Annotated in this window: 21 protein-coding genes; 12 read left to right on the top strand and 9 right to left on the bottom strand. The window is 71.9% G+C overall.

What is annotated here, in order from left to right:
* Window positions 1–128: 128 nt before the first annotated feature.
* Both secD and ACFVST_RS21410 read left to right on the top strand, forming a co-directional pair.
* The gene (secD, locus tag ACFVST_RS21415; RefSeq protein WP_390154260.1) at window positions 129–2,471 is read left to right on the top strand and encodes a protein translocase subunit SecD; all 2,343 of its coding nucleotides are present in this window, start codon (window positions 129–131) and stop codon (window positions 2,469–2,471) included.
* Window positions 2,472–2,557: 86 nt separating this feature from the next.
* The gene (locus ACFVST_RS21410; RefSeq protein ID WP_390154257.1) at window positions 2,558–3,334 is read left to right on the top strand and encodes a PIG-L deacetylase family protein; all 777 of its coding nucleotides are present in this window, start codon (window positions 2,558–2,560) and stop codon (window positions 3,332–3,334) included.
* Window positions 3,335–3,345: 11 nt separating this feature from the next.
* On the opposite strand, the gene ACFVST_RS21405 is transcribed toward ACFVST_RS21410, so the two are convergent.
* The 3 genes from ACFVST_RS21405 to ACFVST_RS21395 all read right to left on the bottom strand — a co-directional run bounded on the left by ACFVST_RS21405 (window position 3,346) and on the right by ACFVST_RS21395 (window position 4,460).
* Window positions 3,346–3,723, bottom strand: a complete 378-nt coding sequence (locus ACFVST_RS21405; protein WP_390154254.1) for a toxin Doc — start codon at window positions 3,721–3,723, stop codon at window positions 3,346–3,348.
* Window positions 3,723–3,947 (bottom strand): hypothetical protein, encoded by a 225-nt coding sequence (locus ACFVST_RS21400; RefSeq protein ID WP_390154252.1) that lies wholly within the window; start codon window positions 3,945–3,947, stop codon window positions 3,723–3,725. Before ACFVST_RS21400 ends, ACFVST_RS21405 begins: the two co-directional genes overlap by 1 nt.
* Window positions 3,948–4,025: 78 nt before the next feature.
* Window positions 4,026–4,460, bottom strand: coding sequence for a VOC family protein (locus tag ACFVST_RS21395; protein WP_390154249.1), 435 nt, complete (start codon window positions 4,458–4,460; stop codon window positions 4,026–4,028).
* A gap of 240 nt (window positions 4,461–4,700) precedes the next feature.
* On the opposite strand from ACFVST_RS21395, the gene ACFVST_RS21390 reads away from it, so the two are divergent.
* The 7 genes from ACFVST_RS21390 to ACFVST_RS21360 all read left to right on the top strand — a co-directional run bounded on the left by ACFVST_RS21390 (window position 4,701) and on the right by ACFVST_RS21360 (window position 11,100).
* Window positions 4,701–5,168 (top strand): SPW repeat protein, encoded by a 468-nt coding sequence (locus ACFVST_RS21390; protein WP_390154247.1) that lies wholly within the window; start codon window positions 4,701–4,703, stop codon window positions 5,166–5,168.
* 316 nt (window positions 5,169–5,484) lie between these two features.
* The gene (locus ACFVST_RS21385) at window positions 5,485–6,363 is read left to right on the top strand and encodes an MEDS domain-containing protein (RefSeq protein ID WP_390154244.1); all 879 of its coding nucleotides are present in this window, start codon (window positions 5,485–5,487) and stop codon (window positions 6,361–6,363) included.
* A 209-nt stretch (window positions 6,364–6,572) separates the two neighbouring features.
* Complete coding sequence (locus ACFVST_RS21380; RefSeq protein ID WP_390154241.1) at window positions 6,573–7,106, top strand: hypothetical protein; 534 nt, start codon at window positions 6,573–6,575, stop codon at window positions 7,104–7,106.
* Between the two features lie 427 nt (window positions 7,107–7,533).
* Window positions 7,534–8,052, top strand: coding sequence for a lytic polysaccharide monooxygenase auxiliary activity family 9 protein (locus ACFVST_RS21375; RefSeq protein ID WP_390154239.1), 519 nt, complete (start codon window positions 7,534–7,536; stop codon window positions 8,050–8,052).
* Between the two features lie 119 nt (window positions 8,053–8,171).
* The gene (locus ACFVST_RS21370) at window positions 8,172–8,903 is read left to right on the top strand and encodes a chitinase (protein ID WP_390154236.1); all 732 of its coding nucleotides are present in this window, start codon (window positions 8,172–8,174) and stop codon (window positions 8,901–8,903) included.
* 117 nt (window positions 8,904–9,020) lie between these two features.
* On the top strand, window positions 9,021–9,818 hold the full coding sequence (locus ACFVST_RS21365) for an arylamine N-acetyltransferase (protein WP_390154233.1): 798 nt from the start codon (window positions 9,021–9,023) through the stop codon (window positions 9,816–9,818).
* A 466-nt stretch (window positions 9,819–10,284) separates the two neighbouring features.
* A complete protein-coding gene (locus ACFVST_RS21360; protein ID WP_390154230.1) occupies window positions 10,285–11,100 on the top strand; it encodes a hypothetical protein in 816 nt (271 codons plus the stop codon).
* A gap of 132 nt (window positions 11,101–11,232) precedes the next feature.
* On the opposite strand, the gene ACFVST_RS21355 is transcribed toward ACFVST_RS21360, so the two are convergent.
* Window positions 11,233–12,381 (bottom strand): hypothetical protein, encoded by a 1,149-nt coding sequence (locus ACFVST_RS21355; RefSeq protein WP_390154227.1) that lies wholly within the window; start codon window positions 12,379–12,381, stop codon window positions 11,233–11,235.
* A gap of 365 nt (window positions 12,382–12,746) precedes the next feature.
* On the bottom strand, window positions 12,747–14,546 hold the full coding sequence (locus ACFVST_RS21350) for a coagulation factor 5/8 type domain-containing protein (RefSeq protein ID WP_390154224.1): 1,800 nt from the start codon (window positions 14,544–14,546) through the stop codon (window positions 12,747–12,749).
* A gap of 590 nt (window positions 14,547–15,136) precedes the next feature.
* On the opposite strand from ACFVST_RS21350, the gene ACFVST_RS21345 reads away from it, so the two are divergent.
* Together ACFVST_RS21345 and ACFVST_RS21340 are read left to right on the top strand one after the other, a co-directional pair.
* A complete protein-coding gene (locus ACFVST_RS21345) occupies window positions 15,137–16,024 on the top strand; it encodes a family 16 glycosylhydrolase (protein WP_390154221.1) in 888 nt (295 codons plus the stop codon).
* 242 nt (window positions 16,025–16,266) lie between these two features.
* Complete coding sequence (locus tag ACFVST_RS21340; RefSeq protein ID WP_390154219.1) at window positions 16,267–17,313, top strand: hydroxyacid dehydrogenase; 1,047 nt, start codon at window positions 16,267–16,269, stop codon at window positions 17,311–17,313.
* 240 nt (window positions 17,314–17,553) lie between these two features.
* Here the strand turns inward: ACFVST_RS21340 and ACFVST_RS21335 are convergent, their stop codons facing one another.
* Both ACFVST_RS21335 and ACFVST_RS21330 read right to left on the bottom strand, forming a co-directional pair.
* Window positions 17,554–18,183 carry an MBL fold metallo-hydrolase gene (locus tag ACFVST_RS21335; protein WP_390154216.1) on the bottom strand — a complete coding sequence of 210 codons (630 nt, stop codon included), beginning with the start codon at window positions 18,181–18,183 and terminating at the stop codon, window positions 17,554–17,556.
* Complete coding sequence (locus ACFVST_RS21330) at window positions 18,183–19,268, bottom strand: S-(hydroxymethyl)mycothiol dehydrogenase (protein WP_390154213.1); 1,086 nt, start codon at window positions 19,266–19,268, stop codon at window positions 18,183–18,185. Before ACFVST_RS21330 ends, ACFVST_RS21335 begins: the two co-directional genes overlap by 1 nt.
* A gap of 319 nt (window positions 19,269–19,587) precedes the next feature.
* On the opposite strand from ACFVST_RS21330, the gene paaI reads away from it, so the two are divergent.
* Window positions 19,588–20,058: a hydroxyphenylacetyl-CoA thioesterase PaaI gene (gene paaI / locus ACFVST_RS21325; RefSeq protein ID WP_390154210.1), complete on the top strand. Its 471-nt coding sequence runs from the start codon at window positions 19,588–19,590 to the stop codon at window positions 20,056–20,058.
* A 66-nt stretch (window positions 20,059–20,124) separates the two neighbouring features.
* Here the strand turns inward: paaI and ACFVST_RS21320 are convergent, their stop codons facing one another.
* Together ACFVST_RS21320 and ACFVST_RS21315 are read right to left on the bottom strand one after the other, a co-directional pair.
* Window positions 20,125–21,309, bottom strand: coding sequence for an ABC transporter substrate-binding protein (locus ACFVST_RS21320; RefSeq protein ID WP_390154207.1), 1,185 nt, complete (start codon window positions 21,307–21,309; stop codon window positions 20,125–20,127).
* A gap of 827 nt (window positions 21,310–22,136) precedes the next feature.
* Entirely contained in the window at window positions 22,137–22,853 is a 717-nt protein-coding gene (locus tag ACFVST_RS21315) for a hypothetical protein (protein WP_390154204.1), read from the bottom strand.
* Window positions 22,854–22,880 lie beyond the last annotated feature (27 nt).

Genomic DNA, 22,880 nt, shown 5'->3' with positions numbered 1-22,880 from the left:
TCCGGCCCCTCCCCCGCACTTCGCGAACCGATGGTCACCGCACCGGCGGGCACACCCTTGCCCGGCCGCGGTGGGCCGTGGTGTCCGTGTGCCGCGGGGCGGGCCGGGCACCGGAGGAAGACCCGCACGTGAAAACGACCCCGTCCCCATCCCGCGCCACCCTGGTGCGGGCCGTACTGGCGGCCGTGGTGCTGCTGGCCTCGGTCTGCATCGCGCTGACCGTCCCGCCCCGACTCGGCCTGGACCTCCAGGGCGGCACCCGGATGGTGCTCCAGGCCAAGGACACCCCGGGCGCGGCCGCGGACCGCTCGGCCACCGACCGCACCATCGAGGTGCTGCGCGGCCGTATCGACGCGCTCGGTGTGGCCGAGCCGACCCTGACCCGTTCCGGCGAGGACCGCATCGTCGTCGAACTCCCCGATGTGCAGGACCCGCGCAAGGCCGCCGAGGTCCTGGGCCGTACCGCGCAGCTCGCCTTCCACGCGGTGGAGGGACCGGCCGCGGGCGACCCGGCGAAGGACAAGGCGAAGGAGAAGACCGAGAAGAAGCCACAAGACCCGCGGGCCGCACGGGAGTTGGCGGACGAGCAGGGCAACAGGCTCCGCCTCGCGCCGGCCGCCTTCTCCGGGGCCGGGGTCAAGGACGCCACCGCCCGCTTCGACGCGGAGCAGGGCGGCGGCTGGTATGTCGACCTGGCCTTCCGCAAGGGCGCCGGGAAGGACTGGGCGAAGCTCACCGGTGCGGCCGCCTGCCACCCGGCGGGCGACGAGCGGCGCCGGGTGGCGGTCGTCCTCGACCACCGGATGATCTCCTCGCCGCAGGTCGACCCCTCGGTGGCGTGCCGGGTCGGGATCGACGCGGGCGCCACCCGTATCTCGGGCTCCTTCACCGCCGAGGAGGCGAAGGAGCTGGCGCTGCTGATCAAGGGCGGCGCGCTGCCGGTGCCGGTGGAGGTGGTGGAGCAGCGCACCGTCGGCCCGACGCTGGGCGCCGCGGCGATCGACGCCAGTATGCGGGCCGCGATCATCGGAGCGGTGCTCACCGCGGTCTTCATCACCGTGGTGTACCGCCTCTTCGGCGCCCTCGCCTCGGTGGCACTCGCCGCCTACGGGGTGATCTCGTACGCGGTGCTGGTGGCGCTCGGGGTGACGTTGACGCTGCCGGGTCTGGCCGGGTTCGTGCTGGCGATCGGGATGGCCGTGGACGCGAATGTGCTGGTCTTCGAGCGGGCCCGGGAGGAGTGGTCGGCGATGCCGCGGAAGTCGCTGCGGTCGGCGATGACGCGGGGCTTCAAGGGGGCGTGGAGCGCGGTCGCCGACTCCAATGTGACCACGCTGATCGCCGCCGGACTCCTCTTCTGGCTGGGCTCGGGGCCGGTGAAGGGCTTCGGGGTGACGCTGGCGGTCGGTGTCATGGTGTCGATGTTCTCGGCGCTGGTGGTCGCCCGCGCACTGACCGAACTCGCCTCCCGCGCTGGGTGGGTGAACACCCGGGCGGGGGTCAACGGCATCGGACGACCAGGCGCGGTACGGACCCGGCTGCTGGCGTGGAACCCGCGGCTCTTCCGGCGTCCGGCGCGCTGGCTGCTCTGCTCCGGGCTGCTGGTCGTGCTCGCGGTGGCGGGGATCGTACTGCGGGGTGTGCACCCCGGGGTGGAGTTCACGGGTGGACGCCTGATGGAGTTCTCCACCAGCAGACCGGTGGGGATGGAGGCGGCCCGGGACGCGCTGGCCGGTGCCGGGTACGGCGACGCGGAGGTGACCACCTCGGGCGACGGCGAACTGTCGGTACGTACCGGGGTGCTGGACGACGACGAGGCGGCCGGGGTGCGGACCGCGCTCGCCGGGGCGGGCGGGCACACCGAGAAGCTGCGCGACGAGCTGATCGGTCCGAGCCTCGGCGACGAGCTGAAGCGCAACGCGCTGATCGCGCTGGGCATCGCGGTGGTCGCCCAGCTCTGCTATCTGTCGGTCCGCTTCCGGCTGGCCTTCGCGGCGGGAGCGGTCGGGGCGCTGCTGCACGACGTGGTGATCCTGGTGGGCGCCTTCGCCTGGCTGGGCCGCGGTATCGACGGGGTGTTCGTGGCCGCGACGCTGACCGTCATCGGCTACTCCGTCAACGACTCGGTGGTGGTCTTCGACCGCATCCGCGAGTTGCGGGCCAAGCGGCGCAAGGCCGGGCCGCGGGAGACGGCGTCCCAGGCGGTGCTGCAGACAGTGCCGCGGACCGTGAACACCGGTATGGGCGCGCTGTTCATCCTGGCGGCGCTCGCGGTCCTCGGCGGTGACTCGCTGATGGACTTCGCGCTGGCGCTGCTGATCGGTGTGGTCGTCGGCACCTACTCCTCGGTGCTGACCGCGGTGCCCGCCGCGCTGGTCCTGGAGCGCGGCGACCGGGCCCCGGCGCGCTCCGTCACCCGGGGCGGCCGGAAGCCCACCACCCGCGCCCGCGACAACGGCGCCCGGGTGTGACCCGCCCCGCCCCCGCCGACCTCGGCGGGGGCGCGGTCGGCGCCGCCCGGGATGTCGGCCGCCGCGGGCGGCGCCATCATGGGGTGATGACTTCCCCCCAGGACCAGGACCCGCAGAGCGCGGCCCCGCTGCCGGAGGACTGGGACCGCTGCCTGTGCGTGGTGGCCCACCCCGACGACATCGAGTACGGCACGGCGGCCGCCGTCGCCCGCTGGACCGGGCAGGGCAAGCAGGTCGCCTATGTGCTGGCGACCCGCGGCGAGGCCGGCATCGACAGCCTGCACCCCGACGAGGCGGCCCCGCTGCGGGAGCGTGAGGAACGCGCCGGAGCCCGTGAAGTGGGCGTCACCGACGTGGAGTTCCTCGGCCACCGGGACGGCGCCGTGGAGTACGGGCTGCCGCTGCGCCGCGATCTGGTGCGGGCGATCCGCCGGTTCCGGCCCGAGGTGGTGGTGACGGGAGGGTTCACGGTGCGGATGGTGATGGGGGTGACCAATCAGGCCGATCACCGTGCGGTGGGCCTCGCCGCGCTGGACGCGGCGCGGGACGCGGGCAACCGCTGGATCTTCCCCGAGCTGGCCGAGGAGGGCCTGGAGCCGTGGCCGGGGGTGCGGCTGGTGTGCGCGGCGGGCGCCGCGCGGCCCACGCACGGCGTCGATGTCACCGGTGAGCCGCTGGAACGCGGTATCGCCTCGCTGACCGCGCACGCCGAGTACACCAAGGGCCTGGACACCGATGTGTTCGAGCCGCGGCCCTTCCTCACCTGGGCGGCGCGGCAGGCGGGGGCGGCGCTGGGTGTGGAGTCCGCGGTCCTCTTCGACGTCCACGAACTCATCCCGCAGGAGCCGCCGCCCTGGGCGTGAGGGGGCCGTCGCTAGATGCGCCAGGTGCGGAGCCGGTCGGCCGCCAGGTAGAGGTCCGCGCGGCCTTCGCGTACTTCCCTTACCAGGGTGGAGAGTTCACCGTAGGGCGGATCGATTCCCTCGCCGGCCTGGCCCATGTACTGGGCGGCGACGAGGGCCGCGTACAGGGAGTTGAGGTGGGGCAGGGGCTCCAGGCGGACGATGCTGTGCAGCAGGGCGGAGGCGCGCCAGGCGGCGTCCGGGTCGGAGGCGGCGAGGGTGGGCATCCGGGTGCGGTGCCGGGAGACTGCGGCGACCAGTGCCGAGTAGTCGGCGATGGTCACATCCTCGGGTATGGCCCGCTCCTGGACGTCGAGCAGCCAGGACACATCGACATAGAGAGGCTGCATCAGGCGGCGTGCCCCGCGGGCGGCAGCTCGTCGGGGAAGGCCTCGTCGAATTCCGCGCGCAGCCGTTCGCTCCAGGTGACCGCGCCCGCCACGAACTGCTTGCGCTGGTGCTCGCGCACTCCCAGATCGTGCAGATACTGCTTGAGGCTCTTTCCCTCGGCAGCGGCGGCCGCCCGGACCCCCTCCAACTCCTCTTCGGTGAACGACACGTTCAGCGATGGCATCTCCTCACGGTACCAACGAGGTGCCGGGCGGAGAACAGTCCGGTGGCGGCCGCCCGTGCGGTGCCGCGGTGCCAACTGTCAGGCGGCGGGCCGGGGTTCACCTCGGTAGGTGCCGAAGGACCAGTGGTTGCCCTCCGGGTCGGCGATGGCGAACTCGCGGTTGCCGTACGGCTGGTCGGCGATCTCCCGGATGATCGACACCCCGGCTCGGGTGAGCCGCTGGTACAGCTCGTCCACCCGGTCGGTGACGACATAGGCGCCGAAGGTGCCGGGGAGCCGGGACCAGCCCTCCGCCGGTTCCTTGTAGGAGCCGAGCATCACCCCGCCGCCCTCGGGCCAGTCGAGCTGGGCGTGGGCGACCCGGTCGCCGTCCTCATGGACGGCGGTGCGCAGAAAGCCCACCGTGCCGGTGAGGAAGTCGATCAGGGCGAGGGCGTCGTGGGCCTGAAGGGAGGGCCAGACGAGCGGGGCGCGGGGGGAGTCCGCGGGCTGGTTCTGTTCCGTGGTGCTCATGGGGTCCAACTCTCGGTAGCTGCGGTCGGATCGGGGTTGCCGTGGTCCCAGTCTCGGCCCCGCGCCGCCCACCGGCTCGGTCATTGCGGCAGCCGGTGGAGATCCGGCGTCGCCCCGGCCGCCCGAATCCGTCCCGATACCCGCCTCCAGCACTACACATAAAGGGCGAATAAGAGCAGAATGGAAGTACGCGCCTTCCGGCGCGACTCGGTCGGACTTCGAGCGAAGGAGTCGAGTTCCATGGCCGATGTACATCACTCCGGAGACCTTGCAAGTCATCCGGATGTCTCAGAGATGCGCGCCCGGTACGACCGGGTGCTCGGCGGGCGCGATGTGGTGCTTGTGGACGGGCCGGTGTTCCTGGTCGGCCTGTACTGCGCCGTCTCGCCCTGGATCATCCACTTCACCGCGAGCCAGCCGCCCCTGGTCACCCACAACCTGATCATGGGCATCGCGATCGGCCTGCTGGCCCTGGGCTTCACCATCAACCCGGCCCGGATGTACGGGCTGAGCTGGGCCATGAGCGCCATGGGCGTCTGGCTGATCATCGCGCCGTGGATCGTGGGCACCCACCCGGACCGGGGGGTGATCATCAGTAATGCCATCGTCGGCGGCTTGACGGTGCTGCTCGGCATGATCTGCGCCGGCGCCGCCCTACGCAGTGGTAAACACGCCGCGACTCAACGGACGGCAGGCACCCGCACCTGACCGGTCCCGAAACCCGCCCCTGAAGTCAACCTCCGGGCGGGAGACCGGGGTTGAGGCGGCCGGTCCGCGAGCAGCGGGCCGGCCACCGTATGCCCGCCGCCCCTTCCGGACCTGCCCGCCGCCCCTTCCGGACCGCTTTCCCACCCAACGGTGCGCCTCGCCGCCCACCTGGCCCCTGTTCCCTTCCGGTCCCGACCGCTCCCCGGCAAACCCGGCGGGCGGCCCCGGTGCGGGCCTACCCTCGTAGGCGGCGGCGTGGCACGAGGAGAGCGAGTGGGGCGTGGTCCTGGGCGAGCGGCACGAGGGAACCCTCGCAGTGCAGCACATACGGCCGGGCGACCACGCCTTCCTCGGCTACGGCGGCGAGGGCGGCTGGGACGTGCTGTCGGCGTTCGTCTGGGCCGGGCTCGCCCACGGTGAGCGGGTCATCGTCGTCGTCCCGCCGGGCCTCGGCACCCGCGCCGCCTTCGCCCGGCTCCAGTCCGCACCGGGCCCCCTGCTCGCCACCGGCCGTGCGACCGGGCAGCTCACCCTCGCCACGATGCCCGAACTCCTGGGCCCACACGCCCCGTTCACCGTGGAACGGCAGGCACACCGGATCGCGGAGGAGATCACCAAGGCCCGCCGAGCCGGCCTCCCCGGAGTGCGTGCCTGCATCGACCGGGGCTGGACTTCCCCGAGCGAAGGTCGGGGCGATTCTCCGGCCGAGGACATGGGCGCCGCGCCGGACCCGGTGGCGGTCGCGCGGGCCGCCGAGGAGGCCTCCGCACACCTCTTCGCGGACGGCTTCTACCGCCAGATCTGCGCCTACGACCGGCGCCGCTTCCCGCCCGCCACGCTGGCCGCGCACTGCGCCGCGCACCCCCGCAATCTGCTGCCCGCCCTGGGGCAGTTGCGCGCCCTGCCGGGTCCCGACACCCTCCGCCTCATCGGCGAGGCGGACCTGGCGACCCGCGACACCCTCACCGACGCACTCGCCACCCTCACCCCGCCCGACGCACACCCCGCCGCCCCGCACACCGTCGACCTCACCGGGCTCACCTTCCTGGGCACGGAGTGTGCGGCGGCCCTGGTCGAAGCGGCGCGCCCGATGCCCGGCCGGTCCGGGGTGACGCTCCGGTGCCGGCCCCGCGACGCCCTGCTCCTCCGCCACCTCGGCGCCACCCCGGACCGCCTCGACATCACGGCCGACTGAACACACCCGATCCGACCGACCACGTCCACGGCCCCGGCCCCGGCCGGTTCGGCCAGGTGGCGCAAGGGCGGGGGCGGCGTGGTCATCCGATCCCCTGACCTTCCGGCGATCCGGCTTACCCGCCGAGGCCACGGGCGATACAAGCCTGCGTCGCCCCAGGGACCCCCGTACACGAGAGTGTGTGCAGCCCTGCGGCCGGAGAGGAAACCATGTTCCGGATACGCGCCGCCGCCCTCGCCGCCGGGTTCGCCGCCCTGACCGTGTTCGCCGGTGCCACCGAGGCCGCCGCCGGGGACGAGATCAGCGGTGCGAGCGCCACCGTCTCCCCCTCCAAGGTGCCGCCCGGCGGCACCTTCACCCTCACCGTGGACTGCTCCGCGTACGCCAACCCCTCCCCCGGTCCCGGCGAGGGTCAGGGGCTGGCCGGACCGGTCACCCTGCGCCCCATCGGCGGCGGCCGCTTCCAGGGGACCGGCCGGGTCGCCTCCAGACTCGGCGGGGAACGCGCCGTCGGCATCAGCGGCACCTGCCAGGACGGCCACGGCCAGTGGTTCGCCACCGTCCGGGTGTCCTCCGGCACGAGCCCCACGGTGAGCCCCACCCGAGGGGTGCAGGGCGGACTCGGCGGCACCTCGGGGCCGCACCTCGGCACCGCGACCCTGGCGGCGGGCTCCGGACTCACCGCCACCGCGCTCGGCGCGACCGCCTTCTTCCTCTACCGCCGTCGCCGCCCCACCCACTGAACCCTCCGCCCGCACCCGTAGTCCCGTCGAAGTCCACGCCCCAAGTCACCGTGTGGGGCGTGGACTTCGGCGTGTGGGACCAAATCGCCTCGTCCACATGAACGGCCCTACGCGCGACCGCACTTCAGCCGCTACGCCTTCGACTCCCCTTCACCTAGCGGCACTTCACCGATCGCCTCCGCAACTCCCTTTCACCGCAGTCCGGTTGGAATCGGCCATTACCCACATTCTCTTGACGTGCCCGCACCCACGAGTATGGTCTAGTCCAAGTGGTGGAGCGCGTCTGGCATTCCGCGGCAATCCCGCGTCGGCGCCCCCACTGCCGAAGCCCCTTCGCGCCTCTGGTCCCACTCTCCAGAGGCCCGCCTGCCCGGATGCGGTCCCCCACGGCCCCGGGCCGGAAGACCTGTGGTGAAGGAGAACCCCCATGCACCCCAAGCGCAAGCTCGCCGCACTCACCGGCGCCGTACTCGCCCCCGTCCTCGCCCTCAGCCTGCCCGCCTCCTCCGCCGACGCCCACGGCTATATCTCCGACCCGCCGAGCCGCCAGGCACAGTGTGCCGCGGGCACCGTGAGCTGCGGACCCATCAAGTACGAGCCGCAGAGCGTGGAGGGCCCCAAGGGGCTGAGCAGTTGCAGCGGCGGCAACGAGGGCTTCGCGGAGCTGGACGACGACTCCAAGGGCTGGCAGGCCACACCGGTCGGCCACACCCAGGCGTTCCAGTGGACGCTCACCGCGCGGCACTCCACCAGCACCTGGCAGTACTTCATCGGCGGCGACAAGATCGCCGAGTTCGACGACGGCGGAGCCCAACCCGGCTCCACCGTCACCCACCAGGTCGACTTCGGCTCGCACACCGGCCCGCAGAAGGTCCTCGCGGTGTGGAACATCGCCGACACCGCCAACGCCTTCTACGCCTGCATCGACGTCAACGTCGGCGGCTGACGGCGGCCCGCACTCCCTCCGCGACGAGGCAGCGCCCGGCCCGGCCGAGGTGCCGCGGCCACCCCCCACCCGCACTATGGGCCGCCTCGTCACGGGGCGGCCGGCAAGGAGCGAGTCCCATGCGCATCCGCAACCGCGTCCTGGGGGTGACCGCGGCCGCCGTGTCCGCCGCGGCCCTCTCGGTGCTCTCCCTGGCGCCCACCGCGTCCGCGCAGAAGACCGGTGCCGATGATGAATTCATCGTCAGCGAGGCGCAGTTCGAGAGCATGTTCCCGAACAGGAATCCGTTCTACACCTACCAGGGCCTGACCGACGCGCTCAGCGCCTACCCCGGTTTCAGCAACACCGGCAGCGACACCGTGCGCAAACAGGAGGCCGCGGCCTTCCTCGCCAACGTCAGCCATGAAACCGGCGGCCTGGTCTATGTGGTGGAGCAGGACACCTCCAACTACCCGCACTACTGCGACAGCAACCAGCCCTACGGCTGCCCCGCGGGCACCGACAAGTACTACGGGCGCGGGCCCATCCAACTGAGCTGGAACTTCAACTACAAGGCCGCGGGCGATGCGTTGGGCATCGATCTGCTCAACAACCCCGACCTGGTGCAGAACGACTCGGCCGTCGCCTGGAAGACCGGCCTCTGGTACTGGAACACCCAGAGCGGCCCCGGCACCATGACCCCGCACGACGCCATGGTGAACAGCGCCGGCTTCGGTGAGACCATCCGCAGCATCAACGGCACCCTGGAATGCGACGGCGCCAACCCGGGCCAGGTACAGAGCCGAGTCGACAGCTACCAGGCCTTCGCCCAGGTCCTCGGCGTCGAACCGGGCGCCAACCTCACCTGCTGAAGGGCGACTTGACGCTACGGTCCAAGGCGGGCCGGGTACGGATCAACCTGCCCGGCCCGCCACACCGTGCGTCACCGCTGCCCGACGTACCGTGCCCGCGGCGCGCACACTGGCCGGATGGACACCGCACACCTCACGGCCTACCTCCGGCGCCTCGGTGTGGAGCGCCCGGCCGAACCCACCGCCGCCGCCCTGGGCACCCTGCACCTGGCCCATCTGCACACCGTGCCGTTCGAGAACCTCTCGGTGCACCTCGGCGAGGACATCGTGCTGACCGACGAAGCGCTGGTCGCCAAGGTCACCGACCGCCAACGCGGCGGATTCTGCTACGAGTTGGGCGGTGCCTACGCGGCACTGCTCACCGCTCTCGGCTACCGCGTCGACCTGCTCCCGGCCCGGGTACACGGCGCCGGCGGCCACCCGGGCATCCCCTACGGCCATCTCACCCTGCGCGTGTACGGCAGCACGGGGCACCCCTGGCTGAGCGACATCGGTTTCGGCTCCCTCAGCCGCCACCCCCTCGATCTGACCGCCCTGGACACCGAACAGGCGGACCCGGACGGCACGTTCACCCTCACCCCGGCCGCCGACGGCGAGCTGGACCTGGTGCGGGACGGCACACCGCAGTACCGGTTCGAACCGCGTCCGCGGGCGCTCGGCGACTTCCGGGCCGGTGCCTGGTACCACCGCACCCACCCCGACTCGCACTTCACCCACTCCCTGGTGTGCTCCCGCCTCACCGGGACCGGCCGCCTCACCCTCAGCGGCACCACCCTCAAGGAGACCACCGGCACCGGGCACACCAGTACCGAACTCACCAGCGACACCGAGGTACTTGACTGCTACCGCACCCGCTTCAACATCTCTCTTGACCGGGTGCCGCAGGTGACACCACTCCGCCCCACCACCGCCTGAGCCCCGCGGACCGGCCGGCACAGCATTCGCGCCAATCCCCGCTCCGGCGGCACCCGTTGTCGCCGCGCGGCTGACGCCCGGTGGCGAACACTCTCGGCCAGAAGGCACCTCGTACGGATGCCGCAGGCATCTCCGGGGCCCTACAGTCGTATCAGCCGGTACGCACTCCAAGGGCGCTCCGGCGGCTGCCGCGTCGTACGGGCCATGCCAGTTGGGCTCCCCCGTCCCGACCTCCCCACGGCGCGGCGGCCTCGAACTCCCCACCTCCACAGGGCAGTTCACTCTCCTCGGCACCTCGAACCCGTCGCCGGACCACCTTCCGCCCCTGCCGACGCGGTGGCAACCCCCGGGGCGGGGGTGTACCGATCAAGGTGATGTTTCCCGGTACTCATGCGGTGCGCACCGCGGGTTGTGGGTACCATCCGGCACCAACACACCTACGGCAAACCAGGAAAGCAGGGACACCATGCCGGAACACGCCTCGGAGCAGACCGCCCGAACCGACCTCCAGTCCCAGTACGCGGCGCAGGTCTCCGCCGATCTCGACAGCAACACCCGGGAACAGGAGCGCGTCGCCGCGGAAATCACGGCGCTCCAGGGCAAGTTGAAGGATCTGGAGCGGGACCACGGACTGTTGCTGACCATGCGTCAGGCACTGGCGGCGAAGGACGGTGCGCAGGAGAAGCCCCCGGCGGCGGCACGGGTACCGAAAGCGCGGCGCGCCGCGGACTCCGAGTCCACGCCCGCCAAGCGCACCACCAAGGCGACCGGCAAGCGGGCCGCAGCGGTGAAGTCGGCCCCGGCGAAGGCCACTTCACCCAAGAGCAGCACCCCGGCCAAGGCAGCCACGACCAAGCCCGCCGCGAAGGCCGACACCCCGGCGGACACCAAGCCGGAGGCCAAGACGGGCACCAAGGCGAACGCGAAGGCCGGTGCCAAGACCGGTACCGCCAAGGCGGCCACCAAGTCCGCCGCCAAGTCCCCCAAGGGCGGGGCCCGTTCGGGGCGGAGGTCGGCGGCCGGCGGTGGTCCCACTCTGCGCGAGGTGATCGGCGCCATGCTCGCCGGGTACAGCGAGCCGCGTTCGGCGGCCGAGGTGACCCAGGAGCTGGCCGCCGCGCACCCCGAGCGCAAGGCGGGCGCCACCGTGGTGCGCAACACCCTGGAGGCCCTGGTCGCCAAGGGCCACGCACACCGCTCCAAGCAGCAGAAGTCGGTGTTCTACACCGCGGTCACCCCGGCCGCCACCACCCCCGCCGAGGCAGACACCCCCTCCGTCTGACCCCCGCCGCCGCACACACCGCCGTCCCCCGCCAAGGCGGTTGGTGCCACGCCGCCCACACGACGGCGTGGCACCAACGGACCTGGTACGGAAGGGACTTCGGGACACGGCGCGGGAAGGCCGCCCGACGCCTCAGACCTGCGCCATATACGTACGCCAGCCGCCCGTCGGCTGCTGGCCGACCTCCAGGCCCTGGAGTCTGGCCAGGACCTTCGGGTCCTGGGCGTCCAGCCAGTCCACGAACTGCCGGAAGGACACCAGCCGTACGTCCTTCTGCCCGGACACCCGCTTCATGGTCTCCTCGACGGCGTCCATATAGATGCCGCCGTTCCACTCCTCGAAGTGGTTGCCGATGAAGAGGGGTGCCCGGTTGGTCTCGTAGGCGCGGGTGAACCCGGCCATATAGGCCTCGGTGGCCTGGGTGCGCCAGGCCGGGTAGTTGTACGCGGGGGCGTTGGTCGAGTTCTTCGACTGGTTGGCGAGGATGTTGTAGTCCATCGACAGCACCTCGAAGGTGTGCCCGGGGAACGGGATGCCCTGGAGCGGCAGATCCCACAGGCCCTGCTTCTTCTGCGGCCAGCGCTGCACACCACCGGGTGAGGAGGCGTCGTAGCGCCAGCCGAGTTCGCGGGCGGTGGGCAGCAGGTTCTCCTGGCCGAGGAGGCAGGGGGTGCGGCCGCCGACCAGTTCGTGGTCGTAGTCGAACGGCAGGGGTTCGTCGGCGCGCCAACCGGTGTTGGTACGCCAGGTCTTGACGAACTGCTGGGCCTGCTCGATCTCGCTCCGCCACTGCGCCCCGGTCCAGTTGGCGACCGAGCCGGAGCCCCCGCAGAAGTGCCCGTTGAAGTGGGTGCCGACCTCGTGCCCCGCGAGCCAGGACTGGCGGACGCACTTGAGGGTCTCCCGGAGGTGGGCGTCGGTGAGGTAGCCGATGTCCGAGGCGCCCATGGGGTTGTTGGGCGGGTTGTAGAGGCGGCGCTTGGACTCCGGGAGCAGATAGAGGCCCGAGAGGAAGAGCGTCATCTTGGCGCCGTTGTCCTCGGCAGCCTTGAGGAAACGGGGGAAGAGCCCGTTGCCCACCTCGCCGGCGCCGTCCCAGGAGAACACCACGAACTGCGGGGGTGTCTCGCCGGGCTCCATCGGGGTGGGGGCGGGCGGTTGGTTGGGCTGCCGTCCGGTGTAGGCGGTGGAGCCGTCACCGATGAGTCTCGGCAGGTTCTTCTTGCCGGGGGCGGCGGCGCCCGGGGCGACGTCATGTCCGGGGCCCGAGGGCCCGTGCACTTGCTTGTCCTGTTCACCACATGCCGTCAGCCCGACCGCGGCGGCACCGAGTCCCAGTCCAAGCCCTACTGCGCTTCTCCTGCTGATCTCGCTCACTGGCATCCCAACCCGTGCCCACGGACGGACACGTTGTGCGTCACCTCCGATAACAGCCGCACCATATGTCCGTTAATCAGACAAATACGACATTCACACCGGCGCGCCTTATAAAGGGGCGCCCATGACACCGGCGGAAGAGAGCCGACAGCGGCCGGAAGGGATACCGAAGACGCAGGTCAGGACGGTGGACGGACACTCGCGGCGGACATGGGGCGGCGGCCGCCGGCACCAGGCCGACGACCGCCGCACACGGGACACCCCAGCCGTTACGGGAAGGACGTCACCTTCGAGGGCACGGTGTCGCTGCCCGAGGTGGCCCCGCCCGTCTCGTTGATGACGTGGTCGTACTGCCCCTTGCCTCCGAGGGACACCACCAGGACGTCATGGAACTTCACGCCCTCGGTCACCGGTGTCCGGAAGCCGTGGCCCTGGCGGATGGTGTCGTCCGCGGTGTAGTTGCAGTAGCTGCCCAGGCCCCAGGCCTCGTGGCTGGTGACGGAGTCGGCCACCCGGTAGGCGGCGAAGCCCTTGATGTCGCCGTCCTGGATCGCGTCCTGGTCGGGCGCGTCATAGGCCTTCTCGTTCTGGAAGAAGACCGTGCGGCCGCGCTCGCCGTTCCACTGCACGTCGTATTTGTTGAAGTGCTCCACGAAGAGGCCGGTGGCGAGGACGTCGTCGCCATTGACGATCAGGCCGTAGTCGGCCCGGTTCACGTCCCAGCCGACGCCGGTGCCGTGGTCGGCGCGCCAGAGCCAGGTGTGGTCGACGATGGTGTGGTGGGCGTTGATCACCATGCTGGTGGTGGCCTTGCCCGCGCCGGCGCCGCCGATCCGCACGAACACGTCCTGCACGGTGATCGGGTTGGCGGAGTGGTCCGCGGAGGCGCCTTCGGGTCCAACTTCGAGCAGGACTTCCGAGTTGGCCTCCCCGGCGTCGATGAGGAAGCCGGCCAGCCGTACGCCGTCCACATCGGCCACCCTGAGCGCGGTGGCACCTCCGTCGGGCACCAGGGTGGCCAGGCCGAGGCCCAGTACCACGGTGCCGGGGCGCTTCACCTCGATGGCGCGGTCCAGGTGGTGGACGCCGGGGGTGAGGAGCAGGTTCAGGCCCTGGTCGAGGGCGGCGTTGACGGTGGCCGCGGTGGCGCCCTCCTTGACCACGTAGAAGTCGGTGAGGGGCAGTGACTCGCCCTGCGGGGTGCCGGAGCCCCAGGTGACACCGCGGGACTCGGTCCGCAGTCCGGGCAGGAACACCTTGTAGTCGTCTCCGTCGAGATAGAGGAACGGCTTCTCGCGGGAGACGGGGGTGGTGTCGAGGGTGGTGTACGGCGGGTCGGGGAAGCTCTGGGCGGGGGCGCCCTCCACCCCGGAGAACACCATGTTCCACACCGCGTTGTGCCAACCGCCGATCGAGCTGTCCCGGGTGTACCACTGCTGCTGCGAGTACGGGCCCACCTCGCCGTCGATCCTGCTGTCGGCGATATAGCCGCCGCTGGCCCAACCGTAGCCGTCGGGCGCCAAGTTGAGCCCGCCCCGCACATGCATCCGGCGGAAGGGGGCGGCCTGGGCGACGGCCCAGCGGTTGGTGCCGCTGACGGGGACCAGGGCGAGGTTCTCCGCGGAACGCCAGAAGTTCTGGGTGGCGTTGCCGTCGAACCAGCCGGCGTCCACCGTCACATCGCCGTTGATGGTGGTGTCGTCGGGTGAGAGGCCGAGCCCGGCGATGGAGGTGTAGAAGCCGAGTTGCGCGTTGAGGCCCTGGTAGGTGCCGGGTTTGAACAGCAGCGCGAAGCGGCGGTCGTCGAACTGCGCGGACTCCTGCTGCTGGAACACGGCGTCCAACTGGGCCTGGATATCGCCCATGGAGGGGTCGAAGACCTTCACCTGAGGGCCGAGGTCACCGCCGCCCGCCACCGGCTCGGGTGTCCCGCTCCCGGCGAGTGCGGGCGCGCCCGGCAGCAGCGGCACCGCGGCGGCCCCGGCCAGGGCCGCGGCGACGAACGTTCTGCGCCGCATCGGATAGCGGGACGCCTCGGACCCGGTGGGTTCGGTGGGGGGTTCGGACATGGGGGTGCCTCCTGGGTCGGGGTCGGACGCCGTGCGGCACCGCGTGGGGACGGGGCGGCACGGGTGGGGGGCATCCGATGCGAGGCGCGCGACTCGCACGGGGAGAGGGCACGGGGCCGGCTGGAAGCGCGGTCCGGGGTCTTGCAGAGAGCGCTCTCACCAACGGGATGGTCGTCCGCCGGGCTCCCCGGCGTCAAGAGTTGTGCACACACTCGCCGTCAACGCCCTTGCGCTGTACGGCAGATGCCCCGTCACCGCGGTCAGCGTGCCACAGGGAGCGCCGAGTTGGCGGCAGCGGTGGGCGGTGCGCCTTCAAGTCATCGTCGCAGCAGGGCCGTTCGGGGGATCGGTTCGCTCACCTCGTGAAAGCCCGCTCCGGTGGCCGTAACCTCGGCTCCGGTCCAGACCAAGGGGTTGACAGCGGGTGGGTTCACTTCTTAACTCGATCGGCGAGCGGGAAATCCGGCACCCCGGGGCACAGGCCCCATCCCGCTCTCCCCCACCCATTCCTCCACCCACCGTGCCCCCCCCACTTCGCGGCCCGGCGTTCCGTACGGCGGCCGCCCACCCCCCACACGGAAGGGAGAGTCATGGACTCCCCGCGTATCTCCCGGCGGCTGCTGGTCGCCGCGCTCTCCGCACTGCTGGCGGTGCCCTGCCTGGCCACCGCCTCCGCGGCCGAACCGCACCGCACCGCGTCCACCGACCGCACCCGGGAAGTCGCCTTCGAGGACACCTTCGACGGCGCGGCGGGCTCGGCCGTCGACGGGTCCAAGTGGCAGTTGGAGACCGGCGACAACGTCGACAACCACGAGCGGCAGTTCTACACCTCGGGCACCGACAACGCGGCGCTCGACGGCCAGGGCCATCTGGTCATCACCGCACGCAAGGAGAACCCGGGCAACTACCAGTGCTGGTACGGCAGTTGCGAGTACACCTCGGCCCGGTTGAACACCTCGGGGAAGTTCACCGCACAGTACGGGCATGTGGAGACACGGATGAAGATCCCGCGCGGGCAGGGGATGTGGCCCGCGTTCTGGATGCTGGGCGAGGACATCGGTTCGGTGGGCTGGCCCGAGTGCGGCGAGATCGACGTCATGGAGAACGTCGGCTTCGAACCGTCCACCGTGCACGGCACCCTGCACGGCCCCGGCTACTCGGGCTCCGGCGGCATCGGCGCGCCCTACTCCCTGCCCGACGGCCGGGCCTTCGCGGACGACTTCCACATCTTCGCGGTGGACTGGGCGCCGGACAGCATCTCCTGGTCGGTCGACGGCACCGTCTACCAGACCCGCACCCCGGCCGACCTCGGCGGCAACCGGTGGGTCTTCGACAAGCCCTTCTATCTGATCCTCAACCTCGCGGTGGGCGGCTACTGGCCCGGGGACCCGGACGGCGGCACCAGCTTCCCGCAGCAACTGGTCGTCGACGAGGTGAAAGTCAGTACGAGCAACTCGGCGGCGCCGCAGGGTAGTTGAGGCACGAGCCGGGTGGCGCCGGTGGGCGCCGGTTCGGGGTGGGGCCGTGGTGTGCCGGGTGCGGTCCCATCATGGCTGCCGCGGTGGGTGGGCCGGGTGCGGGACACCGGCGGCGCGGCGGTCGGGGCCGGACCCGCGGGGCTCGCTGCGCCGATCGAGGAAGGAGACGGGCCGCGGCGGTGGAAGCGTCCCGCGGCGGGAAGGCTCCACGGACACCACCCGCCCCCGCCGCCAGGAGTCCCATGCCCACCGCACCCGCCGCACCTTCCGCCCCAACCACCCCGTTCCGGCCACGAGTTGCGCTGGCGATGTCGCCCGAGGCGGCGCAGGCCGTGTTCACACCGGAGGCGCTGGCCGCGCTCGGCGAGGTGTGCGCCCCGGCTCCGCCGCCACTGCTGGACGACCTCACCACCGACCAGGCCCGCGCCGTACTCGCCGAGGTGGATCTGCTGGTCACCGGCTGGGGCTGCCCGCCGCTCGACGCGGCCGTCCTCGCCGCGGCGCCGCGACTGCGGGCGGTGGCACACACCGCGGGCAGTGTGCGCGCCCACATCACCGATGCCTGCTGGGAGCGCGGTGTCGAGGTGTCCTCCGCGGCCGCCGCCAACGCGCTGCCCGTCGCGGAGTACACGGTGGCGATGATCCTGCTCGGCGGCAAGCGGGTACTGGAGCGGGCCCGCGCCTACCGGGAGACCCGGCGTCGCGACATCTGGCTGCGGGACGAGCCCGGTGTGGGCAACTACCGCGCCACGGTGGGCATTCTGTCCGCCTCCCGCATCGGCCGCCGCGTCATGGAGCTGCTGCGCCCCTACGATCTGGACGTCCTGCTGCACGACCCGTATGTGGACGCGGAGGAGGCGGCGGAGCTGGGGGTGCGGGCGGTGGGGCTCGGCGAACTCTTCGCGGAGAGCGACACGGTGAGCGTGCACACCCCGCTGCTGGACGCCACCCGCGGTCTGGTGGGCCGCGACCTGCTGGCGCGGATGCGGCGGGGCGCGCTGCTGGTGAACACCTCCCGTGGTGCCGTCCTCGACCAGGACGCCTTGGTCGAGGTCCTGCGGGCGGGCCGGATCCGGGCGGTGCTCGATGTGACCGACCCCGATCCGCTGCCCACCGGACACCCCCTGTGGGACTGCCCCGGCACCCTGATCACCCCGCATCTGGCCGGGTCCCAGGGCAATGAGTGGCAGCGGCTGGCGGAGCTGACCGTGGGCGAGGTGCGGCGGTGGGCCGCGGGGGACGGTTTCGCCCATCCGGTGACCCGCGGGACGCTGGTGTACCTGGCCTGAGTTCCCCCAGCGAACTCCCCGGCGACGAACGGGAGTTGATCCCGCACACCGGATCCCACAAGGTGTGTCGCGGGGCGCCCCGTTCAGGTCCCCGATGGCGGTGTGCGCACTGCCGCTGTAGGCGCCGCTCGGCACCGGCGCTGGCACGACCGGGCGCCCGCCGGTTCGCCGCGGGGTGCGGCGGGTGGCGGGCGCCGTTGTCTGCGCTCGGTACTCGGTGTACTGGATGTGCTGAGTGTTTCAGTGGCCGCGGGCGATCCACTCGTCCAGGCGGGGTGCCTCGGCGCCGATGGTGGTCAGCTCGCCGTGCCCGGTGCGTACCTCGGTGTCCGGCGGCAGGGTCAGCAACTGGTCCTTGATGGACGCGATGATGGTGGGGAAGTCGCTGAACGAGCGGCCGGTGGCGCCCGGCCCGCCCGCGAAGAGGGTGTCGCCGGTGAAGACGGCGCCCAGGTCGGGTGCGTAGAGGCTGACCGCGCCGGGGCTGTGGCCCGGGGTGTGCAGGACCCGCAGCTCGGTACCGGCCACGGTGAGGACCTGCCCGTCGGCGAGCGGCCCGTCCGGCTTGAGGTGCGGGTGGGTCTGCTTCCACAGCGGCAGGTCGTCCGGGTGCAGCAGGACGGGGGCGCCGGTGTGGGAGGCGAGGTCGGGCGCCGCGCCGATGTGGTCGTCGTGGGCGTGGGTGCAGATGATGGCGACGAGTTCCCGCTGCCCGACGGCGCGGGCGATGACGTCCGGGTCGTGGGCCGCGTCGATGACGACGACCTGGCGGTCGTCGCCGACGAGCCACACATTGTTGTCGACGTCCCAGGTGCCGCCGTCGAGGGAGAAGGTGCCGGAGGTGACGAGGTGTTCGATACGGGCGGCCATCACAGCACCACCACCGAACGCAGCACATCGCCCTGGTGCATCCGGGCGAAGGCCTGCTCGACGTCGCCGAGCGGGATGGTCTCCGTGACGAAGGCGTCCAGGTCCAGACGGCCCTGCCGGTAGAGGTCGATCAGCATCGGGAAGTCCCGGGACGGCAGGCAGTCGCCGTACCAGGAGGACTTGAGGGCGCCGCCGCGGCCGAAGACGTCGAGCAGCGGCAGATCGAGTCGCATCTCCGGGGTGGGCACTCCGACCAGGACGACGGTGCCGGCCAAGTCCCGGGCGTAGAAGGCCTGTTCATAGGTCTCGGGGCGGCCGACGGCCTCCACCACGACATCGGCGCCGAAGCCGTCGGTGAGTTCGCGGACGGCGGCGACGGGGTCGGTGGTGCGGGAGTTGACGGTGTGGGTGGCGCCGAGGCGGAGGGCGGTGGCGAGCTTGTCGTCGTCGATGTCGACGGCGATGATGCGGGCGGCCCCGGCGAGGCGGGCACCGACCACGGCCGCGTTGCCGACCCCGCCACAGCCGATGACGGCGACCGAGTCACCGCGGCCCACCTGCCCGGTGTTGATGGCGGCGCCGAGCCCGGCCATCACCCCGCAGCCGAGGAGGCCCGCGGCGGCCGGCGAGGCCTCCGGGTCGACCTTGGTGCACTGCCCGGCGGCCACCAGGGTCTTCTCGGCGAACGCGCCGATACCGAGCGCCGGCGTCAGCTCGGTGCCGTCCTGGAGGGTCATCTTCTGCCGGGCGTTGTGGGTGTCGAAGCAGTACCAGGGGCGACCGCGCTTGCAGGCGCGGCACTGGCCGCACACCGCACGCCAGTTGAGGATCACGAAGTCGCCGGGTACGACCTCGGTGACGCCCTCGCCCACGGACTCCACCAGGCCCGCGGCCTCATGGCCGAGGAGGAAGGGGAACTCGTCGTTGATGCCGCCCTCCCGGTAGTGCAGATCGGTGTGGCACACCCCGCACGCCTGGATCTTCACCACGGCCTCGCCGGGTCCCGGGTCGGGCACGGTGATCGTCTCGATCTGGACCGGCTTCCCCTTGGCCCGTGCGATGACGCCCTGCACCTGCTGTGGCATGTGCGGCAGCCTCTCTCTCGTCGCTCTCTGCGGCCCTCTGGCTCTTCGCAGTTCTCTGTGTCCATGGCGCTTTGTCGCTACGGCGCTTTGGATACCCGGCTGTTGCGGCCCGCGTATCCACGACTGTTGTAGCCCGCCCTGCACCGTTCTTTACGGCTTTTTGCAGCTTTGTGTCGTTGCACCGGCCGTGCCGGGCGATGCGTGCGGACCGCCGGTGGGTGCGACGCCCCGCACAGTCTCTCGCGCTGGGGTGGGTGCTCCGTGTAGGCGGGCCCGCAACGGCGGCGGGGCGTGGCACACCCCTGGTGAGAGTTCCGGCATGGCTGACGACGAGCGGGGATCGGGTGCGGGCGGCGCCCGAAAGACGGGGGCGGCGGGGGATGCGGCAGGGGCCTGGTTCGCCGCCGACCGGGTGTCCGGGCTGCTGGGGTTCACCCTGGTGGAGAGCGGGCCGGGGCGGGCGGTGCTGCGGATGGCGGTGCGCGGCGACATGGTCAACGGGCATGGCACGGCGCACGGCGGCTATCTCTTCCTGTTCGCCGACACCGCCTTCGCCTGCGCCTGCAACAGCCATGGGCCGCTGACGGTCGCCGCCGGTGCCGACATCGACTTCCTGGCGCCGGTGCACGAGGGCGACACCCTGCTCGCGGTGGCCGAGGAGCGCACCAGGGCGGGCCGCAGTGGCATCTACGATGTGCGGCTGCTGTGCGGGGAGACGGTGGTGGCCGAGTTCCGCGGCCGCAGCCGCACCCTGCGCCCGGGCAACGGCGGTACCACGACGGGCAGTTGACGCCCGGGACCGGTACCGGGCGCACCGCGGCGGAGCGTGACCGGTCCCCTCACCGGACCCGCGTGCTCATCGCGCGATATGCCACTCGCCGTTGCGGACCTCCAGCAGGGCGAGGGACTGGGCCTGGATTCCGGAGTGCTGTTCCGCGGTGTTCTGGATACGGCCGGAGAGCCCGTCGAAGGCCTCCTTCTCCAGGGCGTCGCGCAGCGCTTCCCGGCTGTCGGTGTCCGCTCCGGCGTCCGCGATCATCCGGGCCGCGTCGGCCGCGAAAGAGGCGAAGCCGGAGTAGGCGCCGTACTTGTCCCGGTAGTCCTTGACCCAGCGCTTCTGCTCGGCGACGTAGTCGCTGGTGTCGGCGACGTCCTCGATGGCGAGGACGCGGGGGAAGACCATCCGGGTGCCCTCGGCGACGGCCGTGCCCGCGCCCTTGACGAAGAGTTCGGCGCCGGCGCCCGCGTCCAGGTAGAGGCCGCCCTTGTAGCCGCTGTCCTTGGTGTTCTTGGCGATGATGCCGGCCGCGGGCATCACCGCCCAGACCACGATCGCGTCCGGCCGGGCTTCGGCCAGCTTCCCGACCTGGGGGCTCATGTCCTGGTCGTCCTGCTCGAACCGCTGGCGGCTGATGATGCGGATTCCCGCCGCCTCCGCCCGCTGGGTGACGGAACGCCGCCCGTCCTCCCCGTAGACGTTGTCGACGTTGATCAGGCCGATGGTCTTGATACGGCGCTGCTTGAGCGCGCTGACGAGGACCGCGGCGTCCTGGGCCGGGCTGGGCGAGATCTTGAAGGTGTAGTGGCGCTGGGTGACCGGTTCGGTGATGGCGCTGGCCGAGGCCAGGGACACCGTCGGCATCTTGAGGTGCTCCACGATGGGTGCGACGGGCACCATACAGGCGGAGCAGGCGCCGGTGATGAGCGCGTCCACCTTGTCGTGCTCGACCAGCGCCTTGACGTTGGCGATGTTCTGCTGCGGGGTCGTCTTGTTGTCGCGTATCACCAGACGTATCTTGCGGCCGCCCGGTGGACCGCTGCGGTTGAGGCGGTCGACTTCCAGTTCCAGGGCCTGTCTGTAGGTGGTGCCGATACTGGCGGTGGGGCCGGACAGTTCGAGGCTGGCGCCGATCACGAGGTCCTCACCACCCTGGTGCTTGTCCTCGCCCGCGGCGCAGCCGGCGGCGGCGAGCACGGTCAGGGCGAGGGCGCCCGCGGCGAGACCGGCGACGGCCTGCCGGCACTGGGGGTGGTGGGGCACAGTGGGTCCCTTCCCTGGGTCGGACGTTGAGGAGCGTGTGATCACTGCTGTGGGGCCTCTTCGATACCCGGTGACGGACGGCGGCGCGCGGTGACGGAACGGGCGACGCCATGTGGCAGGAAGCCATGTAACAAGACGCGGGCCGCCGGGCTGCGCGCGGGGGCGTGCCGGGAGAGTCCAGCAGGTTTCGGGCGGGGGTGTCGTCTGGTGGGAGGGGCCAACTGCCCTGGTCCGCCCCGCAGTTCGGTACCGGTGGACTTGCCCGCGGTGTGGGGTGCGGCGGGACCGGTGGCACCGTCGGTGTCGTGGCGGTGGCGCGCAGTGACCTCGGCGGGGGTGGGGTGGTCGCGGTGGCGGCCGGTGGTCCGTGCGATGGCCGTCATCGGCCGCCCGCCGCGTAGGCCTGCGCTCCGGTGTGGCCGGTCGGCCGGTGGTGCACCCGTCCCCCTGGTGTCGCTGGTCCCCCTGCTGCGATGATGCGCCGACCGCGGCGGGCGCGAGTCGTCCTGGCCGGGAGCCGTCAAGACAGTGTCCGGCCGGAAATAATCCTCGCTCGGGATCTTCAACAGGCAGCGCTTTACCGTCTCTTGACGAGCACCCCATAGGACCGGAATTCGGCAAACCCTCCCCAACACGGCCGCCCCGGGCCCCCCTCAACCACCGGCCGACGGGCCTCACCGGTGACCGGATTCCCACCTGGCCCGGGTACGTCTCCGGGGCAGCCGGTACCGGTCGGACTTCAGGCCCAGGTACGTCTCCGGAGCGGCCGGTACCGGTCGGACTTCAGGCCCAGGTACGTCTCCGGAGCGGCCGGTACCGGTCGGACTTCAGGCCCGGGTGCGGAGGCGGCGCAGGCCGTGGCGGCCGGCGAGGGTCAGGGCGCCGGCGATCAGCAGGCTGCCGAGGGCGAGTTGGGCGATCTCCCAGGGGCCGGTGGCGTCGGCGCCGACTCCGGCCCGCACTCCGTGCTCGGCCGGGCCGCCGGGCTTCTCACCGTGCCAGTCCCCGCCGCCCGGTTCCCGTTGACCGGGGTCCTTGGGGCCCTGGTCGTGGTGCTCTCCGGGAGGCTGCTGGTCCGGGGGCCGGTGCCCGCGGTCGCCGCCGTCGGGTGGGCGGTGGCCGTCCTCCTTGCCGCCGCCGGGACCGCCGCCGTCATGCCCGCCGCCTCCCCCGTCGCCCCCGCCACCGTCCCAGCCCGGGACCGCGTTGTCCTTCTGCTCGGGGCCCGCACCGGAACCGGTCGCGGCCCCGGAGAACGTCTCGGAGAATGCGGAGCCGCCCTGCTCGCCGCCCTGCTCGCCGCCTTCGGAGCCGTCCGGGCCGCCGGGGCCGGCGGGTTCGGAAGCATCGAGTCCGGTGTCCACGTCCGCCGAGCCGCTCCCCGGATCGGCGGCCGGATCGTCCTCGGCCCTCACCACGCCGGTCTGTTGCGGAGGGGTACCGCCCGACTGCGGGAGGCCCGCGGCCTGGGCCGTCGGCACCGCCCCGAGGGCGAGCGCCGCAGCGCCCGCAGCCGCGGCCGCGCCGCGCACCATCGCTCGCATCCTTGCTCCTTCGTCCGACTCCGGCAT

The organism is Streptomyces sp. NPDC058045 (assembly GCF_042885635.1).
Lineage (GTDB): Bacteria > Actinomycetota > Actinomycetes > Streptomycetales > Streptomycetaceae > Streptomyces.
The sequence above is the reverse complement of the archived record's forward strand: the minus strand, read 5'-3'. Positions and strand labels throughout refer to the sequence as shown.

What these genes read in the sequence shown, in the direction of transcription:
- ACFVST_RS21410 (WP_390154257.1), top strand. Translation starts at nt 2,558, where the DNA reads ATGACTTCCCCCCAGGACCAGGACCCGCAGAGCGCGGCCCCGCTGCCG.
- ACFVST_RS21405 (WP_390154254.1), bottom strand. Translation starts at nt 3,723, where the DNA reads ATGCAGCCTCTCTATGTCGATGTGTCCTGGCTGCTCGACGTCCAGGAG.
- ACFVST_RS21400 (WP_390154252.1), bottom strand. Translation starts at nt 3,947, where the DNA reads ATGCCATCGCTGAACGTGTCGTTCACCGAAGAGGAGTTGGAGGGGGTC.
- ACFVST_RS21395 (WP_390154249.1), bottom strand. Translation starts at nt 4,460, where the DNA reads ATGAGCACCACGGAACAGAACCAGCCCGCGGACTCCCCCCGCGCCCCG.
- ACFVST_RS21390 (WP_390154247.1), top strand. Translation starts at nt 4,701, where the DNA reads ATGGCCGATGTACATCACTCCGGAGACCTTGCAAGTCATCCGGATGTC.
- ACFVST_RS21380 (WP_390154241.1), top strand. Translation starts at nt 6,573, where the DNA reads ATGTTCCGGATACGCGCCGCCGCCCTCGCCGCCGGGTTCGCCGCCCTG.
- ACFVST_RS21375 (WP_390154239.1), top strand. Translation starts at nt 7,534, where the DNA reads ATGCACCCCAAGCGCAAGCTCGCCGCACTCACCGGCGCCGTACTCGCC.
- ACFVST_RS21370 (WP_390154236.1), top strand. Translation starts at nt 8,172, where the DNA reads ATGCGCATCCGCAACCGCGTCCTGGGGGTGACCGCGGCCGCCGTGTCC.
- ACFVST_RS21365 (WP_390154233.1), top strand. Translation starts at nt 9,021, where the DNA reads ATGGACACCGCACACCTCACGGCCTACCTCCGGCGCCTCGGTGTGGAG.
- ACFVST_RS21360 (WP_390154230.1), top strand. Translation starts at nt 10,285, where the DNA reads ATGCCGGAACACGCCTCGGAGCAGACCGCCCGAACCGACCTCCAGTCC.
- ACFVST_RS21350 (WP_390154224.1), bottom strand. Translation starts at nt 14,546, where the DNA reads ATGTCCGAACCCCCCACCGAACCCACCGGGTCCGAGGCGTCCCGCTAT.
- ACFVST_RS21345 (WP_390154221.1), top strand. Translation starts at nt 15,137, where the DNA reads ATGGACTCCCCGCGTATCTCCCGGCGGCTGCTGGTCGCCGCGCTCTCC.
- ACFVST_RS21340 (WP_390154219.1), top strand. Translation starts at nt 16,267, where the DNA reads ATGCCCACCGCACCCGCCGCACCTTCCGCCCCAACCACCCCGTTCCGG.
- ACFVST_RS21335 (WP_390154216.1), bottom strand. Translation starts at nt 18,183, where the DNA reads ATGGCCGCCCGTATCGAACACCTCGTCACCTCCGGCACCTTCTCCCTC.
- ACFVST_RS21330 (WP_390154213.1), bottom strand. Translation starts at nt 19,268, where the DNA reads ATGCCACAGCAGGTGCAGGGCGTCATCGCACGGGCCAAGGGGAAGCCG.
- paaI (WP_390154210.1), top strand. Translation starts at nt 19,588, where the DNA reads ATGGCTGACGACGAGCGGGGATCGGGTGCGGGCGGCGCCCGAAAGACG.
- ACFVST_RS21315 (WP_390154204.1), bottom strand. Translation starts at nt 22,853, where the DNA reads ATGCGAGCGATGGTGCGCGGCGCGGCCGCGGCTGCGGGCGCTGCGGCG.